Annotated in this window: 14 protein-coding genes, 1 pseudogene and 1 riboswitch; of the genes and pseudogenes, 9 read left to right on the top strand and 6 right to left on the bottom strand. The window is 69.8% G+C overall.

The genetic code is table 11. From position 1 onward, the window contains the following. Together ACZ6K0_RS10175 and ACZ6K0_RS10170 are read left to right on the top strand one after the other, a co-directional pair. Entirely contained in the window at window positions 1-960 is a 960-nt protein-coding gene (locus ACZ6K0_RS10175) for an ABC transporter substrate-binding protein (protein ID WP_469233947.1), read from the top strand. Between the two features lie 113 nt (window positions 961-1,073). Then, window positions 1,074-1,382, top strand: coding sequence for a zinc-binding dehydrogenase (locus ACZ6K0_RS10170; RefSeq protein WP_469233949.1), 309 nt, complete (start codon window positions 1,074-1,076; stop codon window positions 1,380-1,382). A 333-nt stretch (window positions 1,383-1,715) separates the two neighbouring features. Here ACZ6K0_RS10170 and ACZ6K0_RS10165 read toward each other — a convergent pair whose 3' ends face one another. Continuing rightward, on the bottom strand, window positions 1,716-2,396 hold the full coding sequence (locus tag ACZ6K0_RS10165; RefSeq protein WP_469233951.1) for a DUF4230 domain-containing protein: 681 nt from the start codon (window positions 2,394-2,396) through the stop codon (window positions 1,716-1,718). 182 nt (window positions 2,397-2,578) lie between these two features. Between ACZ6K0_RS10165 and ACZ6K0_RS10160 the strand changes: the two genes are divergently transcribed. The 3 genes and pseudogenes from ACZ6K0_RS10160 to ACZ6K0_RS10150 form a co-directional block, all read left to right on the top strand. Next, window positions 2,579-3,241, top strand: a complete 663-nt coding sequence (locus ACZ6K0_RS10160; protein WP_469233953.1) for a VanZ family protein — start codon at window positions 2,579-2,581, stop codon at window positions 3,239-3,241. A gap of 786 nt (window positions 3,242-4,027) precedes the next feature. After that, on the top strand, window positions 4,028-4,300 hold the full coding sequence (locus ACZ6K0_RS10155) for a GlsB/YeaQ/YmgE family stress response membrane protein (RefSeq protein WP_376406653.1): 273 nt from the start codon (window positions 4,028-4,030) through the stop codon (window positions 4,298-4,300). Window positions 4,301-5,042: 742 nt separating this feature from the next. Further along, window positions 5,043-5,226 (top strand): annotated as a pseudogene (locus tag ACZ6K0_RS10150) (transposase); the annotation flags it as partial. Between the two features lie 297 nt (window positions 5,227-5,523). On the opposite strand, the gene ACZ6K0_RS10145 reads toward ACZ6K0_RS10150, so the two are convergent. From ACZ6K0_RS10145 to ACZ6K0_RS10135, 3 genes are all read right to left on the bottom strand, one after another. Continuing rightward, window positions 5,524-6,171, bottom strand: a complete 648-nt coding sequence (locus ACZ6K0_RS10145; RefSeq protein WP_469233956.1) for a DUF4097 family beta strand repeat-containing protein — start codon at window positions 6,169-6,171, stop codon at window positions 5,524-5,526. 290 nt (window positions 6,172-6,461) lie between these two features. Continuing rightward, window positions 6,462-7,799 carry an FtsX-like permease family protein gene (locus ACZ6K0_RS10140; protein WP_469234331.1) on the bottom strand — a complete coding sequence of 446 codons (1,338 nt, stop codon included), beginning with the start codon at window positions 7,797-7,799 and terminating at the stop codon, window positions 6,462-6,464. Next, window positions 7,799-8,524 (bottom strand): ABC transporter ATP-binding protein, encoded by a 726-nt coding sequence (locus ACZ6K0_RS10135; protein ID WP_376406643.1) that lies wholly within the window; start codon window positions 8,522-8,524, stop codon window positions 7,799-7,801. Before ACZ6K0_RS10135 ends, ACZ6K0_RS10140 begins: the two co-directional genes overlap by 1 nt. A 162-nt stretch (window positions 8,525-8,686) precedes the next feature. Between ACZ6K0_RS10135 and ACZ6K0_RS10130 the strand changes: the two genes are divergently transcribed. Together ACZ6K0_RS10130 and ACZ6K0_RS10125 are read left to right on the top strand one after the other, a co-directional pair. Continuing rightward, on the top strand, window positions 8,687-9,868 hold the full coding sequence (locus ACZ6K0_RS10130; protein ID WP_469233958.1) for a sensor histidine kinase: 1,182 nt from the start codon (window positions 8,687-8,689) through the stop codon (window positions 9,866-9,868). 28 nt (window positions 9,869-9,896) lie between these two features. After that, entirely contained in the window at window positions 9,897-10,562 is a 666-nt protein-coding gene (locus ACZ6K0_RS10125) for a response regulator transcription factor (protein WP_469233960.1), read from the top strand. A 367-nt stretch (window positions 10,563-10,929) separates the two neighbouring features. Here ACZ6K0_RS10125 and exaC read toward each other — a convergent pair whose 3' ends face one another. Both exaC and ACZ6K0_RS10115 read right to left on the bottom strand, forming a co-directional pair. Continuing rightward, window positions 10,930-12,453 carry an acetaldehyde dehydrogenase ExaC gene (gene exaC / locus ACZ6K0_RS10120; protein WP_376406638.1) on the bottom strand — a complete coding sequence of 508 codons (1,524 nt, stop codon included), beginning with the start codon at window positions 12,451-12,453 and terminating at the stop codon, window positions 10,930-10,932. A 44-nt stretch (window positions 12,454-12,497) separates the two neighbouring features. Then, complete coding sequence (locus ACZ6K0_RS10115; protein ID WP_376406780.1) at window positions 12,498-13,742, bottom strand: GAF domain-containing protein; 1,245 nt, start codon at window positions 13,740-13,742, stop codon at window positions 12,498-12,500. A gap of 142 nt (window positions 13,743-13,884) precedes the next feature. Next, window positions 13,885-13,993: riboswitch (ZMP/ZTP riboswitch) on the top strand. 27 nt (window positions 13,994-14,020) lie between these two features. On the opposite strand from ACZ6K0_RS10115, the gene ACZ6K0_RS10110 reads away from it, so the two are divergent. Together ACZ6K0_RS10110 and ACZ6K0_RS10105 are read left to right on the top strand one after the other, a co-directional pair. After that, window positions 14,021-14,875 carry a bifunctional 5,10-methylenetetrahydrofolate dehydrogenase/5,10-methenyltetrahydrofolate cyclohydrolase gene (locus ACZ6K0_RS10110; protein ID WP_469233962.1) on the top strand — a complete coding sequence of 285 codons (855 nt, stop codon included), beginning with the start codon at window positions 14,021-14,023 and terminating at the stop codon, window positions 14,873-14,875. A 181-nt stretch (window positions 14,876-15,056) separates the two neighbouring features. Beyond that, window positions 15,057-16,088 (top strand): hypothetical protein, encoded by a 1,032-nt coding sequence (locus ACZ6K0_RS10105; protein WP_469233964.1) that lies wholly within the window; start codon window positions 15,057-15,059, stop codon window positions 16,086-16,088. Window positions 16,089-16,091: the final 3 nt, after the last annotated feature.

Genomic DNA, 16,091 nt, shown 5'->3' with positions numbered 1-16,091 from the left:
ATGCCTCGCACGCGCCTTGCCGCACTCACGACCGCCGTCGCCCTGACGGCCCTCACCGGTTGCGGCGCCGCCGACATGACCCGTCAGGCCTCCCCGTACGCCGACGCGAAGGACTCCCGCACGGTGACCCTGTCCGTGCAGTCGTGGGTGGGCGCGCAGGCCAACGTCGCCGTCGCGCGGTACCTGCTGGAGCACGAGCTCGGCTACCGGGTGGACACCGTCCAGATCGACGAGGTACCCGCCTGGGACGCCCTCAGCCAGGGCCGGGTGGACGCGATCCTGGAGGACTGGGGCCACCCGGACCAGGAGAAGCGGTACATCGACGAGAAGGGGACGATCACCCGGGGCGGGGACCTCGGGGTGACCGGCCACATCGGCTGGTTCGTGCCGGCGTACTTCGCCGAGAAGCACCCGGACGTCACCGAGTGGAAGAACCTGAACAAGTACGCCGACGAGTTCCGTACCGCGGAGAGCGGCGGCAAGGGCCAGCTCCTCGACGGCTCCCCGTCCTACGTCACGAACGACAAGGCGCTCGTGGACAACCTGGACCTCGACTACCAGGTCGTGTTCGCGGGTTCGGAGGCGGCGCAGATCACGCAGATCAAGCAGTTCGCCAAGGAGAAGAAGCCGTTCCTCAGCTACTGGTACAAGCCGCAGTGGCTGTTCGAGAAGGTCCCGATGACGGAGGTGAGGCTGCCCGAGTACAAGGAGGGCTGCGACGCCGAACCGGAGAAGGTGACCTGCGCTTACCCGCACACCCCGCTGCAGAAGTTCCTCAACACCCGCTTCGCGGACGGCGGAGGCGACGCCGCCGCCTTCCTGAAGAAGTTCCGGTGGACGACCGACATGCAGAACGACGTCGCCCTCATGATCGCGGACGAGAAGCTGTCACCGGAGGAGGCGGCGGGCCGCTGGGTGAAGGGCAACGAAGCCACCTGGCGGGCGTGGCTCCCTTCCTGACGCGCCCGCGGCGGACCGGGCGCGCTTGCCGGTCCGCCGCACTTCCCCACAGCCTGAGCCTCCGCCCGCGTCGCCGGCGCGACAGGACGCACCAGGTGAACAGAATGCCCCCGATGACGGTTACGGCATACGGGGTCGGCGGGGAGACGGCCGAGCGCTCCCTGAAGGTGCTCCGTGACGGCGGCAGGCTCATCACGCTGCCGGGCCCCGACGACGTGCCCGCCGCCCAGGACGGTGTGCCGGCCGCGTGGGTCCTGGTGGAACCCGACCACCTCGGCCTGCGCGAGATCGCGGCCCTGGTGGAGCGCGGCGCGCTGAGGCCGATGGTCGACACCGTGCTGCCGCTCGCCGAGGCGGCGAAGGCCCACGTGATCGGCGAACAGGGCCGCACCACGGGAAAGATCGTTCTGACGGTCGCCTGACCCGCGGTCTGCATCTCCGTACACGTGACGGAGCCGCCGCCCCGGGCCGTCGTGTCCTCGTCAGCGGTGCCTCCCGAGGACCGGGCCTGGCGGTCGCCCAGGCGTTCGTGGCCAAGGGTGACCGGGGCGCCGTCCACTTCGCCTCGCGCGGAGGAGGCCTCTCGCACACACCGGACCGCCTGCGTGAGGGCATGCTCGAAATCGGCTGATCCGGCCGGCCGCCTGCGCGCCGCCCCCGCTGAAGCGCTGCGGCGCGTGGGGAGCGGCCGCGGCCCCCGCCGCCTCCTGCGCCGATCAGTCCGCCTCCAGGGCGTGACCCGCGCGGATCCCGCATCATGCGTAGGTGACCGTCACCCGTTCGAAGCCGAGGCCGAGCAGGAGTTTCCGAAGCATCTCGGTCGTGTTCCGCTCGGCCCGGGACGTCAGGCCGGACTCGCGGGCGGCGTCGCTGATCCGCTGGGCGGCGAGGACGTTGACGTCCTGCTCGCTCGCGGGGTTGTCCGAGAAGACGTCACCCAGCCGGTCGAGCAGACCACGCTGCTTGGAGACGGCGTACGAGCGCTCGGGATCGAGCGCGGGAGCGGCCAGCCTGGCGTGCGGCAGGCGCAGGGTGGCCTCGGTCCGGTCCGCGTCGACGGTCACGGTGCCGTCCCCGAGGCGGCCCAGTTCGACGTAGGCGCCGACGCTGCCGCTCGCCACGTAGAGGACGCGGGTGCCGCGGATCGAGTCCGGCAGGAACCGCGCGTCGTGCTCCAGGTCGACCACCACCTGATAGGTCCCCGCCGCGCCCTCGTACCGGCTCAGGTCCTGGACGGCCTTCAGGACGGCGGGACCGGAGCGGTCCTTCACCTGCGTCCCGAAGACGTCCAGACCGGGGAGCCTGAGGAACTGGCCGATCAGCATGAGGGCGACGGCGAGCACGAGCAGAGCGACGATGACGAGGCGCCACTTCCCTCCGGAGCGCCTCCTCGTCCGGCCGGGCGGCGGGGGTCTGTTCTCGGTGTCTTCTCCCATGGTCGCCTGGTGCCCGCTTCGGCGCCTCCCATTCCCAACTCCGTTTGCGCTGGTACGGGTTGATGCTCCTGAGGCGGGTGTGTCAGATGTGCGGTCCCCGATGAATCGCACGGCATGCAGCCACCTCGCCCCGGGTACGCGGGGCCTATCCGCACACGGGAGTCCAGAGGAGGAAGAGGCGCATGATCGGTTGGAGAGTGTCGGGGAGACGGGCCGGAGCGGCGGGAGGCAAGACGGCAGCGGTGGCGCCCGCCGGGACGGAGCCGGCCGGGGCCGAGCCGACCGGGACGGGAGCAGCCGGGGCGGAGCCGGGTACGAGAGCGCCGAAGGCGGGGCCGGCGGCCCCGGTCCGACGAGGCCCGGGGCGGTTGGTGCGGACGCTGGTCACTCTGACGGCCCTCGCGGGCATGGTGGCGTTCGCCGTGGTCCTGGCCGGACTCACCCTGGAGGCCTCGCCGGCATCCGTCCCCCTCACCCACAGCAATCTGACACCGGGCCGGTCGATCGAGAACTACCTCCACCAGCCCGGCTTCGTGGAATCCGTCAAGCAGCTCGGGGGAAACATCGCCCTCGGCGTTCCCTTCGGAATCCTGTTGCCGCTGCTGTCCCGCAGGACACGCGGATTCCTTCGGGTCGCGCTCGTCACCGCGGCCACCATGCTGCTCGTGGAACTGGTGCAGGGCGCGCTCGTCACGGGACGCGCCTTCGACATCGACGACGTCTTCCTCAACACGACGGGAGCGCTCCTCGGCTACGTACTCGTCGGCCGGCGGCTGGGGCGCGCCGTCCGCCCTCGCACCCGCCCCCGCTGGTGGAAGCGGCGCCCGGACGACTCGTCCGCCTGACGCCGTGGCGGGAAGCGCCCCCGGAGCACCCTGTCGCGCGGCTCCGTCAGGACCCGGAGTGCCGCTCCCGAGACGCCCGATCCCGAAGCCGCCGGTCCAGCCCCCGCCGTCGAGACGCGTCTCCGACTCGCCGGCCGACCTCCCCCTGCGCCGGCACGTTCATGCGCGCCGCCGAACGTGTTCATGACGTACGTCCCCGAAGGCCGCCCCAGGTGGAAACCGCTGCCGATCCGGCTGGGGCATGGGCCACGACGGCCACTCCGTGGAGCCCGGCCGCTACCGGCCGGTCGTCACGAGGCCCTGCCCATGGGCGAACCGGGTCGTGGTCGTGCGGCGGCTCATCGCGCTGGAGGCCTGCCGGTCCCCGCAGGGGCCGGCAGATCGCGGAGGCGGGCGCTTGCGGCCCATGGCGGTCCGGACCGGGTGGCGGCCGGCGACGAGCCGGACGCCCTCGGGGGCAATTCGGCCCGCCTGCCCGGGCGGCCCGCCGCACCCACGTCGCCCTCCCCGCATCCCTGGCCATCCGGTCCGACCCGCCGGCTCTCTTCGGTCCGGACCGGTGCGTCAACGTCCTCACCTGATGCGGCTCGTCGCACGGGGCGACGACCGGTGAGCCGTCGCGCCGAACCCGTCGGCGGGGGGAACTTCCCCGTTCCGGCGCGCCCTGAGATCCGTGCCCGGATCGGGGAGGCTGCGGTGCGCCTCTTCGAGAAGAGATGTTTGGCGGCGCCGGATCGGTGCAGGCGACGCTTACGAACTTCTCAGGCGACGAACCGGAGGCGCATCATGGGCATCATCGCGTGGATCTTCATCGGTCTGCTGGCCGGCGCGATCGCGAAGGCTCTCATGCCGGGCAAGGACCCGGGCGGCATCATCATCACCATGCTCATCGGCATCGGCGGCGGCCTGCTCGGCGGCTGGCTCGGCAAGGTGATCCTCGGCGTCGACGCCATCGACGGATTCTTCGAACTTTCCACCTGGATCGCCGCCGTCATCGGCTCGGTGATCCTTCTCGCCCTCTACCGCCTCGTCACGGGCAACCGACATCGTCATGCCTGACCCCAGACCCAGGCCGACACACGGAGAAGGCTCCTCTTCCCCTCCCGGGCAGGGGCGCCTTCTGCGTGTGCGGCGCGGCCGACCGCTCCCCTTTCCGAGCCGGACCGGACCCGGACCGGAAGGAGACCGGAACAGCTGGTCAGGAGCGCGACAGCTGCGGGAGGGGGAGACGGACGCAGCGCGGGCGACCTCTTGCGTGGATCGGCGTGAGCCCAAGGCGCCTGACGGGTACAAGCCCAGGTCAGGCGCCTCTCTTTGTGTCCCTGGAAGAAGCCGAGCAGCTTCGGTGAGTAGGACACCAGCAGGTTCTTCGAGTGCTGGTGGTACGCGCCTCGCATGGCCTCTGACCAGCGGAAACGGCCACGACTCGACCCGGCTGCGGGCAGCTGGTCCGCGTATGGCCCGGATCCTGGTCGGCACGGAGTGGGTCCCTGACCGATGGCCCGTGGCGGCGGCGAGCCGGCACACAACGAGGGGCGGGCCGACAGTTTCTCCACGGAGAATGCCTCGATCCAACGGGCTACGAGAGAGGAAATCGCCAGGGCGAGGACCCCAGTCTGCAACCGACCGTCCGCGTCTACAGCCCTGACGAGCGCGTTGTCCCCTACGAGGTCATGCGCTGGTTCATGGAGCAGGTGGCGACCAGGTGGAACGTTGCCGCATCGCGTTCGAGCAGGGGGAACCTGAAGCAGCGGAATGATCACGCAGTGAATGGTGTGATCACGGCGTCGGAGTCTTGCTGGAACTCCGCGGCTGGAAAGAGGAGCACAACAAGTCCCACAAGCAGGTCCGGGCCCGCGTCGAGCACGTCTTCGCCCGGATGAAGACCTGGAAGATCCTCCGAGACTGCCGCTTGAAAGGGCGCTGGCGTCCACCACGCCGTACTCGGCATCGCGCGGATGCACAACCTCGCCCTCGCCGGATAGATCAACGGACTTGACCGGGATCGACCATGTCCGAGGCGGGCTCGGAGATCATTTACGGGACAGCCCTGAGGTTGCGGTCTGTCGACGCCTGAGACCGATCAGGCCGTCGGGGGAGCGGAAGAATGGCATCCACTCATTCAATCAGGTGCTCGAATCTCGGCGCAGTCCCGCACGGCGACCGTACTTCAGTAGGTGGCCCGGCTGCGGTGGGCAGCAGGGCACCCAGCGAGACGATCATGTCCTGTAACGTCGCCCGCCCCACTGGCGCCGACCCAGGGAGCATTTGCGGTACAGCCATCAAGGCGCCTCCCCCTTGCCGATGACGATGTCTCCGTTACGGGTGTGAATCCTCACGGCATGGTCACTTGTGTCGTCTTTCGTGACATCCATGGTGATGTCGCCCTTCTTGGCGGCCGTGTCGACTGCGTACGTCGCCTCCGGCAGGCCGAGCCGAACGTCGCCGTCCTGGCTTCGCACATCGACGAGGTCAGGTGCGGAGACGAAGTTCAGCTCGTTGTCGCCGTTCCGTGAGGCGACGGTGACCGACCTGGCGGAGATCCTGTCGGCTTCGATGGTTCCATCGCGGCCTTCCAGATCCAGATGGGGCCCGCTGAGGTCCGACAACCGCATGTCGCCGGCTTTGGCCGAGAAGTCTGCGGTGAAGCCCGTGGCTTCAACAAGACCCTTGTCGCTCTCGGCAGTGATCGCGACGTCGCGCGGTACCTTCACGGTGTACTTCGCGCCGCAGTTGACGGAGAGGCCCGTGCAGTCCAGCGAGAGCGTGAGAACGCCCCCTTCGAGCTTCCATCCGGATTCTATTTCGCCGCCAACTTTCGTACCGCTGACCTGCCGCGTCACCCGAACGCCCTTGACATCGGCGGCTACGAGTTCCAGGTCGGCGGAGTCGGACTTCACGGTCAGGCTGTCCCCACTGAAATCAAACATTTTCGATTCCACGACTGTGTTCGCCGGGGCACCGTCCGGACTGCATCCCGTGGCTGCGACAGTGAGGATCGCGACACCCCCGAGGACGAGCACAGCGTGAGGCCTGATTCCCATTGATTCATTCCTTCATAGTTCTGGACATGCAGGTGACGCATGCCGTTCATGGTGGTGGTTGGTTCAAAGGGCGCGATCGCATCGGTGGCGAGTTCGTTCCGTGGTGTCAGCAGGCAACCTGAATACCGGGCGGGGGATTCTGCTGTCGCGGCGACCGGTACGGACGTCGCCCTGCTTCACGAGCGCAGAGCCCGGGCTGCGACCGTGCGCGACACACGGGCGGCTTGGAGAGCCAGAGCGAGGCAGGTGGTCGCAAGCGTCACGCCGGCGAGCACGCCGAGAGTCGCCCAGGGGAGGCCGTCCAGAACCCGGACGACGCTGATCTTGGCGCCCACGGCGATAGTGGCACTCGTCACCGCGATGGAGATCGCACCGAAGATGATCGCCGTCCCCGCGTAGATCACTCCCTCATAGATCGTTGATCGGGTGACCACGCCCGGTCGCGCACCGGCCACCGCCACGATGGCGGAATCACGTGTGCGTTCCCGCCCGACCAGAGCGATCACAGCAAGGCCGCCGACCCAGGACACGACGAAGACCCAGCCCAGCACGACCAGGACATCGTCCAGCCCGGCGGCGCTTCCGGGCATGACGTTCCCCATGACCATGAAGAGTCCGACGAACGACAAGGAGAGGGCGAAGGGCAGCACCGTGGCGACGCTTCTCGCCGCGCGGGTGCGGCACGATTGCACGGCAAGGTGCCAGGCGACACCGCGCGAGGGCAGGAGTGCGGTCCAGAACCTCATCAGAGGTGTGAGCACCCACGGCCCCATCAGCAGCAACAGGCAGATGAGAAAGAGGTCACCGGCGAAAGCGAAGGCCGTCCGCTGCGCGATCCCGCCTTCGAGTTCGAGTCCCAGCCCGGGAATCCACATCCCGACCACACCGGCGAGGAGGCAGAGGGCGAGAACACTGCGCGTGACGCCGGGCCGCGCCGGTGGATCAGAGAGGTCTCGGAACGCGCGCATCTCCGGTGTCTTGGCGGCGCGGCGCGTGACTCCCCAGCCGCCGAGCAGACACGGAACCACTCCGGACAGCACGCTCGCCCCGACGTGCCAGAGCTGGAATCCGGCCGTGGCTCCGTGCAGGTCGAGTCCCGTGGTCGTCCACTGTGAGAGGGTGGTGCTCGCGACAAGAGGGGCCAGCGGTACTGCCAGCGCGCCGGCTGCAGTGCCGAGCACGATCAGTTCCGTGCGCAGAATGGATCTGATGCGATTGCGCGGGATCCCGAGGATCGCCCACAGGGCGTGATCGCGTCGCTGGGTCGTCAAGGTCAGTCCGACGGTGGATGCGACGATGCCCACGGCGGCAAGCACGGTGAAGAAGACGATGTTGCCGCCGAGTGCGATCGACGCGGAGACCATCCGCGCATCACCCGCCGCCCGCGCTGCCGAGACGGCGGTGAACATGGCGATGACCGAGCCCGCTGCGCATGCCGCACCGACCACTGCGCTCAGGAACGTCCACAACCACATGGACGCCTGCATCCGAATGTCCGACAGGACAAGTCGCATCACGACGCCTGCTCACCCGCTTCGTCCTCCGACTGCGCCGCGAGGACGGCATCGCTCACCGCGTGGGAGTCGCCACCAGGAATGACGGCGTGCACTCGCCCGGACCCCAGTACTACGACCTGGTCAGCACGTGCGGCCGCACGAGGATCGTGTGTGACCATGAGGACCGTGGTTCCCTGCGCGGGAAGTGCCTGCAGCCAATCGAGCACGACGTGACCCGACTTGAGGTCGAGCGCGCCGGTCGGCTCGTCGGCGAAGACGATCCGCGGCTGATTCGCGACGACCCGGGCCACCGCGACGCGCTGGCGTTCCCCTCCGGAGAGCCGGTCGGGGCGCCGCCGCGCGTGCTGGGCGATACCGAGCCTCGACATGGCGTCGCCGACCCTCGACCTGGGTACCCGATGGCCGGCGAGTCGCGCCGGCAGGGCGATGTTGTCCTCGACCGTCAGCGAGCTGACGAGGTTGTACTCCTGGAAGATGAATCCGACGTTCTCACTGCGGAATGCGGCCTGCTTGCGAGGGGGGAGCGACAGGACATCCGTTCCCAGGACCTCGATGGAACCCGCGGTCGCTTGCTCCAGACCAGCCGTGCAGAGCAGGAGCGTCGACTTGCCCGACCCGGAGGGGCCGACGATGGCGGTCAGCCGGCCTTCGGGAATGTCCAGGTCGATGTCGTGCAGGACGCGCGTCGTCTCGCGTCGACGGCCCGGGACGGGGAAGTCCATATGTAGGTCGCGCAAACGGATGCACGGCACGGAAGCGGCAGCTGAGATAGGCATGCATCGAGCTAAGCAGGGCGCGGCGGGAGCCACACGGGTGTCTGCACTGCTTGAAGGTAGACCTAGGTCTACCTTTTGCGCGATCCGCAGTATGCGACAATGGCGGGCATGGCGCAGATTCGTATTGCCCGGAGGGTGCTGACGGAATGCATCGCGGCAATGGCTTTTCCGATTCTGCTGCTTTCCATTCTCGTCGCGCCGGTCTCGGCCCCGGTGGTGGCGGAGACGGACCGTTCGAGAGCCCGGTGGTGCGGCGTCGAGACGATGCCCCTGAAACCCTCGGACCACAGCTGGGCAAAGTGGGTGGTACTCCGGCTGCGTTCACGGTCGATGTGGCGCACCGACCTCCCGGTTTTCGTGACCGCCGTACTCCTGTCCGCACTGTCACTGCTGGTGGCCTTCTTCGGATTCATCGGCGCTGCCGCGTTGGTGTTCTCCCCCGTCTTCTGGCTCTTCGGTATCGCTGCGCAGGTCGGTCCATTCACCCCTGAATCCGTTGGGGAAACCCTCCTGGCGATGCCCGCAGGCATCGTTCTCGGCGCGGTCACCACTACCGTACTGACCGGCACATCATTTCTTCGCGACTTTCTCCTGCGCGCCTTCTCCAGAAACCGGGACCCGGATCTGCTCGCGAAACTGGAGGAGCTCCGGACCAGTCGGGCTTCGCTGACAGCGGCCTTCGAATTCGAGCGACAACGCATCGAACGCGATCTGCACGACGGCGCCCAACAGGAACTCGTCGCCGTCGTCATGCGTCTCGGGATGCTGGAAGCCACGGCCACGGCCGCAGCCGCCGACCAGGAACGAATCGTGCGGCTGGCACGGCAGGCCCAGGCTCACGCGGAGCGCGCACTCGAACGGCTGAGGGACACGGTGCGCGACATCCATCCCCGTGAACTGAGCGACCTCGGTCTCATCGCCGCCGTCCGAGAGCTGGCCGCACGATCACCTTTGCGGGTCGAACTGACCAGCACCGGCGATGACGCCCAGCTTTCGTCACCGACTGCGACCGCCGTATACTTCACGGTGTCCGAAGCCCTGACGAACATCTCGAAACACGCAGGTGTGGGAAATGGTCGGATCGACCTACGATGCGCCACGACAGACGTACACGTGCGTGTGCACGACGATGGTGTCGGCGGTGCGAGAATCGACACGGGCTCCGGGCTCGCCGGACTGCGCGAGCGAATGCGAAGTGTCGGCGGGAATCTCGAAATTCTCAGCCCCCCCGGGCGGCGGGACGCTGGTTGTGGCGTCCGCTCCCAGTCAACCCCCATGGTGATGAATTGAAGCAGGACGTTCCCCGGGGAGGGGGTTCATGAGAATTGTTCTGGCAGATGACAGCGTGCTGATAAGGGCCGGCATCCGGGAAATCTTGACCTCCCATGCTCATGATGTCATCCGCGAATGCGAGGACGCCGACGAACTGGTTGCCGCAGTCGACGAGCTGGTGCATGCCGGAGCCGCCCCGAACATGGTGATCACGGATGTCCGCATGCCCCCCAAAAACACCGACGACGGACTGCGTGCCGCGATCGATCTGCGCTCCCGTCACCGGGACCTGCCGGTGTTGGTTCTCTCCGCCTACGTCACGGGCCCCTATGTGAGGGAGCTTCTGAACGGCCCGGGTGCCGACGGAGCCGTCGGATACCTGCTCAAGGAGAAAGTGGGCAGAGTCGCCGACTTCCTGCGAGCTGTCGAGACGGTCTGCGCAGGTGGCGTCGTGATCGACCCCGAGGTTGTTCGCCACGTCACCCGCGCGGACTCGCCACAGGGGCCGCTTGCCCGGCTCACCGCTCGGGAGAGGGAAGTGCTCGCCCACATGGCCGAAGGGCACTCCAACGCAGAAATCGCGACGGAGCTGTTTCTTTCCGGCGCTGCCGTGAGTAAGCATGTGGCGAACGTTTTCGTGAAGCTCGGCATGCCTCCCGACGAGGACAATCGGCGCGTCAAGGCCATTCTGGCCTGGTTCGAATACAATTGAGGATTGGCCCCGGGCGCCGTCCAGCAGCGCCCACAGCTCCGTGAGCCTTGCGTCGGTGCCGCAGGTTTTGGGAGTGCTCTCAACACGTGTCGGCCCCAGAATCCTGTTCCCTACGAGCTCGTAACACGATCTTGTTGAAGCGTCCCGGTCGGCCGTGACCGGATCGAGCAGCCCATGGAGGAGTGGGGCCGCGTCAGCCGGGGCGAGGCGTCTGGGGGGTCCGTGACTGGTCCGGAAGAGCTGGTCAGGAGCGGGATACCGGTGGGATGAACTGGGAGTTTCGGCGCAAACGAGACCCCTTTCTCGGCAAGGCGAACGAGAGGCGCCTGACGGGCAAAGCCCAGGTCAGGCGCCTCTTTTCGTGCCGCTAGAAGAAGCCGAGCTTCTTCGGGGAGTAGCTCACCAGCAGATTCTTCGTCTGCTGATAGTGGTCGAGCATCATGCGGTGGGTCTCGCGGCCGATGCCCGACTGCTTGTAGCCGCCGAAGGCCGCGTGGGCCGGGTACGCGTGGTAGCAGTTCGTCCAGACCCGGCCCGCCTGGATCGCGCGGCCCGCGCGGTAGGCCGTGTTCGTGTCGCGGGTCCAGACGCCCGCGCCGAGGCCGTAGAGCGTGTCGTTGGCCGTGCGGATCGCGTCGTCGAAGTCGGTGAAGGACGTCACCGCCACCACCGGGCCGAAGATCTCCTCCTGGAAGACCCGCATGCGGTTGTCGCCCTCGAAGATCGTGGGCTGGACGTAGTAGCCGCCCGCCAAGTCTCCCTCGTACGAGACCGCTTGACCGCCCGTCAGGATCTTCGCGCCCTCCTGCTGGCCGATCTCCAGGTACGCGAGGATCTTCCGGAGCTGCTCGGCCGAGGCCTGGGCGCCGATCATCGTCGACGTGTCCAGGGGGTGGCCCGGGACGATCTGTTCCGTGCGGGCGATCGCCGCTTCCAGGAACTCGCTGTAGTGGCCGCGCTGCACGAGCGCCCGCGACGGGCACGTGCAGACCTCGCCCTGGTTCAGGGCGAACATCGTGAAGCCTTCGAGGGCCTTGTCGCGGAAGTCGTCGTCCGCCGCCCACACGTCGTCGAAGAAGATGTTCGGGGACTTGCCGCCGAGTTCGAGGGTGACCGGCTTGAGGTTCTCCGCGGCGTACCCCATGATCAGGCGGCCCGTCGACGTCTCGCCCGTGAAGGCGATCTTCGCCACGCGCGGCGAGGACGCGAGCGGCTTTCCGGCCTCCTCGCCGAAGCCGTTGACGATGTTCAGGACGCCCGGCGGCAGCAGGTCCGCGACCAGGCTCAGCCAGAAGTGCACGGAGGCCGGGGTCTGTTCGGCGGGCTTCAGGATCACCGCGTTGCCGGCGGCCAGCGCCGGCGCCAGCTTCCAGACCGCCATCAGGATGGGGAAGTTCCACGGGATGATCTGCGCGACGACGCCCAGCGGCTCGTGGAAGTGGTACGCGACGGTGTCGTCGTCGATCTCGCTCAGCGAGCCCTCCTGGGCCCGCAGCGCCCCCGCGAAGTAGCGGAAGTGGTCGATGGCGAGCGGGATGTCGGCGGCGAGGGTCTCCCGGACCGGCTTGCCGTTGTCCCAGCTCTCGGCGACCGCCAGCGCCTCCAGGTTGCTCTCCATGCGGTCCGCGATCCGCAGCAGGAGCGTCGCGCGCTCCGCCGGCGCCGTCCGGCCCCACCCCGGAGCCGCCGCGTGCGCCGCGTCCAAGGCGCGCTCCACGTCCTCGGCCGTGCCGCGCGCGATCTCGGTGAAGGCACGGCCGTCGACCGGGCTCGGGTTCTCGAAGTAGCGACCGCGCGCCGGGGCGACGTACGCACCGCCGATCCAGTGGTCGTAGCGGTGCGCGTACGACATGAGCGCGCCCTCGGTACCGGGTGCGGCGTAACGGGTCATGGGCATGGCCTCCCTCGGGCGCGCCGGCCGTCCCTGACCGGCGCTCATCGCCGAGTCTGCGCGCCGGTACGTTGCAATCCCGTTGCACCCGCGGTCAGTTCCGCCTCCAGGGAGTCGAGCCGGGCTTGTACGGGAGGGAGCTGGGGGGCCGGTGCGGCCGTGCACAGGGCCCGCCAGATCACCACGTCCTCCTCGCCCCACGCGCTGTACGCCCAGTCGGCGAGCAGCCCCGGATCACCCCGGTCGACCAGCGCCGCCCGCAGCCGGTCCGCGAGCCGCTCCCGCAGCCGTACGACCCCGGGGGCGAGCGAGGCCGGGAGCAGCGGGCCCGCGTACTCGCCGGCCGCCGCCGAGACGGCCCCGGAGGCCAGCCGCCGGTCGACCGTCGTGAAGTCCGCGTCGACCACGCCCGCCAGCCGGTACGGGCGCGAGCGCAGCACGTCGGGGCCGAGGAGTGCGCGGAGCCGGGACAGCTCCGCCCGCAGGGTCACCGGGGTGACGGACTCGTCCTCGTACAGCAGCGTCAGGAGTTCGTCTCCGCCCAGCCCGTCCGGGCGGTGCGCGAGGAGGACCAGGATCTCGCTGTGCCGGCGGGACAGGCGGACGGGCCGCCCGGCCACCGAGAGCACCGCCTCGTCCCGGCCGAGCGCGGCGAGCCGGAGCCCGTCCGGCCGCACGGGCGGGCCGAGCAGGGCCAGCTGGGACTCGGCCGCCCGCGCCACCGCCTGGACGAAGCCGAGGCTGTGCGGATGCGCGAGCCGGTCCCCGCCCGTGATGTCCACCGCGCCGATCACCCGGCCGGACAGCGGGTCGTGCACGGGAGCGGCCGCGCACGTCCAGGCCCGTACCGGCCGTCGGAAGTGCTCGGCGGCGACGACCTGCACGGGCCGGTCGACGGCGATCGCGGTCCCCGGCGCGTTCGTCCCGGCCGCCGACTCCGACCAGCGGGCCCCGGCCACGAAGTTCATCGCCCGGGCCTTGCGCAGCGTGCCCGGATGGCCCTCCACCCAGAGCATCCGCCCGGCGGCGTCGCAGACCGCGAGCAGATGCTCCCCGTCCGTCGCGTACGTCCCCATCAGCTCCCGGATCACCGGCATCGCCGCCGACAGGGGGTGGCCGTCCCGGTGCGCGGCCAGGTCGTCCTCGTCCAGCTCGACCCGCGCCGCGCCCTCCTGACTGACCCGCGCCCGCACGGAACGCCGCCACGAGGCGGCGACCACCGCCCGCACCGGGCCGGGCGTCCTCCCGGTACCCGGATCCGCCGCCCCGGCCACCCACGCATCGCTCAACTCGGCCTCCCCGTCGAGGTCGCTCCGCACGTCCGGCTCATCGTCGTGCGCGGGCGGGCCGCCGACAAGCGCCTGGGCAGCACGGCATATGCGCCCTGTCCGGGACCGGCCCCCGGCATTCCGCAAGGAGCACGTAGAGTGGGCCCCGGGCCGTGACTGGCGCTTGAGGTGGATCACCACCGGGGAGCGGCCCGGACGGAGCGCACCCGAGCGGTGCGACCGTACCGATGCCGTGCGCCTGGGCGAACCACCGTCAGACACGACGCCCAGGAGTTGCCATGTCCACCAGCACCGCCACCCTCATGGACGGCACCGCCCTCGCCCGCCGTACGGTCGAGGAGACCGCCGCGCGCGCCGCCGAGGTCACCCGCCGCACCGGCGTCACGCCCTGTCTCGCGACCGTCCTGGTCGGCGCCGACCCGGCCTCCGTGACGTACGTGAAGATGAAGCAGAACCGCTGCGCGAAGGCCGGAATCCGCTCCCGGCACGTCGAGCTGCCCGCCTCCACGACCACCGAGGAGCTCGTCGCCGCGATCACGGCGCTCTCCGAGGACCCCGAGGTCCACGGCATCCTCCTCCAGCACCCGGTGGGTCCGCACATCGACGAGCGCGCCGCCTTCGAGGCCATCGCTCCCGAGAAGGACGTCGACGGCGTCACCATGGCCTCCTTCGCCGCCATGGGCTTCGGGCTGCCCGGCTTCGTCTCCTGCACGCCCGGCGGCATCATGCGTCTCCTCGACGCGTACGACGTCGACCCGAGCGGCAAGCGGGCCGTCGTCGTCGGGCGCAGCGCGATCCTCGGCAAGCCGGCCGGTCTGCTCCTCCTCGGCCGCGACGCCACCGTCACCTACTGCCACTCCCGCACCGAGGAACTCTCCTCCGTCATAAGGGAGGCCGACATCCTGGTGGCGGCCGTCGGCAAGCCGAACTTCATCAAGGGCGAGGACATCAAGCCCGGCGCCGTCGTCATCGACGCCGGCTACAACCCGGGCAACATCGGCGACGTCGACTTCGCGTCCGCCGCCGAGCGCGCCTCCCTCATCACCCCGGTCCCCGGTGGTGTCGGCCCGATGACCATCGCCGTGCTCCTCGCGCAGACGGTCGAGGGCGCGGAGCGCCAGCTCGGCCTGTAGGGCACCTACGGCGTGGCGTCGGCGTGCGCGGCGCGTCGGCGGCGCGCCGACCGGTCGGGGAGGCGTTTTCCGGCGATCGTCGGACAATCGGGCGTCGGCGATGGTCACGATTCCGTACAGGCCGTGCTCGACGGCCCCTGATCACTCGCCTCACGGCTGCCGACAGGCAACCCTGGTGCCTGTGCCGTACCACCCGACCGCCACTCCATCGCCGGACCGCCGGCCGGCTGACCACCCCTCAGCCGCGTCCGACGCCGTCGCCCAGGCCCACGCCGTCGCCCAGGCCCACGCCGTCGCCCAGGCCCACTCCGCCACCCGGCCCCACTCCGCCGAGCAGAACACGGCCGAGTCGAACACTGCCGAGTCGATCACAGCCGAGCGGCACACCGCCGTGGCGTGGCCGCGTGTCGCACGCCTCGGAACAGCCCGCCCGGGGCCGGCCGCGCGGCGCGCCCGCTGGTTCGGCGTGCCGCTCGTACCCCTGGTCCTGGCCGGGCTGGTCGTGGGCGGCTTCATGGCCGTCGGCGGCGGGGAGGACCTCGAAGGGCCTGCCGCCGGACGGCCGGGCGGCGGCCCGCCGGCCGCACCGTCCCCGGTCGTCACCACGGAGGACGCCGCGGACGCCGCCAGGACGCCTGCCCCGAGGGTCGACACCTCGTCGACCGGTACGCCGCCGACCGGCGCGCCGTCGCAGGGCGGTCCCGTGGCCGGCACGCCGACGCACGCGGCACCCGACGCGGGCCCCGGCCCGCAGGGGAAGAGCGGCTCCCCGCAGCCCTCCCGTACGCCGAGCACCGCTCCCGCGGCGACGGCGACCCGGCCGACCCCTTCCACGACCCCCACGGGTACGGGCCCCTCCGGTCGGCCCGTCTCCTTCGAGGCCCTGCGCGTCGGCGAATGCTTCGACATCGACCGGGCCACGCCGGGCACCGCCCTCCGGCGCGACTGCGACACGCCGCACGACGCCGAACTCGTCGCCCGGCCACGGCTGACCGGCACCTACGCCGACGACCAGCAGGTACGCGAGGCGGCCACGGAACTCTGCCGCGCACCGCTCCGCGCCAAGGCCGCCCTGCAGCCCCTGGGGAGCCGCTGGACGACCTTCGTCCAGTACCCCTATCGCACCAGCTACCTCCTCGGCTCCGACACCGTCGCCTGCAGCCTGGCCGCCCGGTCCGCCACCGGCGGGAAGCTCACCGGCCTCCTCCAGTAGGGC

Source organism: Streptomyces sp. NPDC042346, from assembly GCF_055581845.1.
This window is presented reverse-complemented; position numbering and strand designations above follow the sequence as displayed.

Bases quoted from the DNA above. Each gene is read 5' to 3' on its own strand.
- ACZ6K0_RS10135 (WP_376406643.1), bottom strand. From the start codon at position 8,524: ATGGACTTCCCCGTCCCGGGCCGTCGACGCGAGACGACGCGCGTCCTG.
- ACZ6K0_RS10140 (WP_469234331.1), bottom strand. From the start codon at position 7,799: ATGCGACTTGTCCTGTCGGACATTCGGATGCAGGCGTCCATGTGGTTG.
- ACZ6K0_RS10165 (WP_469233951.1), bottom strand. From the start codon at position 2,396: ATGGGAGAAGACACCGAGAACAGACCCCCGCCGCCCGGCCGGACGAGG.
- ACZ6K0_RS10175 (WP_469233947.1), top strand. From the start codon at position 1: ATGCCTCGCACGCGCCTTGCCGCACTCACGACCGCCGTCGCCCTGACG.
- ACZ6K0_RS10170 (WP_469233949.1), top strand. From the start codon at position 1,074: ATGACGGTTACGGCATACGGGGTCGGCGGGGAGACGGCCGAGCGCTCC.
- ACZ6K0_RS10125 (WP_469233960.1), top strand. From the start codon at position 9,897: ATGAGAATTGTTCTGGCAGATGACAGCGTGCTGATAAGGGCCGGCATC.
- ACZ6K0_RS10160 (WP_469233953.1), top strand. From the start codon at position 2,579: ATGATCGGTTGGAGAGTGTCGGGGAGACGGGCCGGAGCGGCGGGAGGC.
- ACZ6K0_RS10110 (WP_469233962.1), top strand. From the start codon at position 14,021: ATGTCCACCAGCACCGCCACCCTCATGGACGGCACCGCCCTCGCCCGC.
- ACZ6K0_RS10155 (WP_376406653.1), top strand. From the start codon at position 4,028: ATGGGCATCATCGCGTGGATCTTCATCGGTCTGCTGGCCGGCGCGATC.
- ACZ6K0_RS10145 (WP_469233956.1), bottom strand. From the start codon at position 6,171: ATGTTTGATTTCAGTGGGGACAGCCTGACCGTGAAGTCCGACTCCGCC.
- exaC (WP_376406638.1), bottom strand. From the start codon at position 12,453: ATGACCCGTTACGCCGCACCCGGTACCGAGGGCGCGCTCATGTCGTAC.
- ACZ6K0_RS10130 (WP_469233958.1), top strand. From the start codon at position 8,687: ATGGCGCAGATTCGTATTGCCCGGAGGGTGCTGACGGAATGCATCGCG.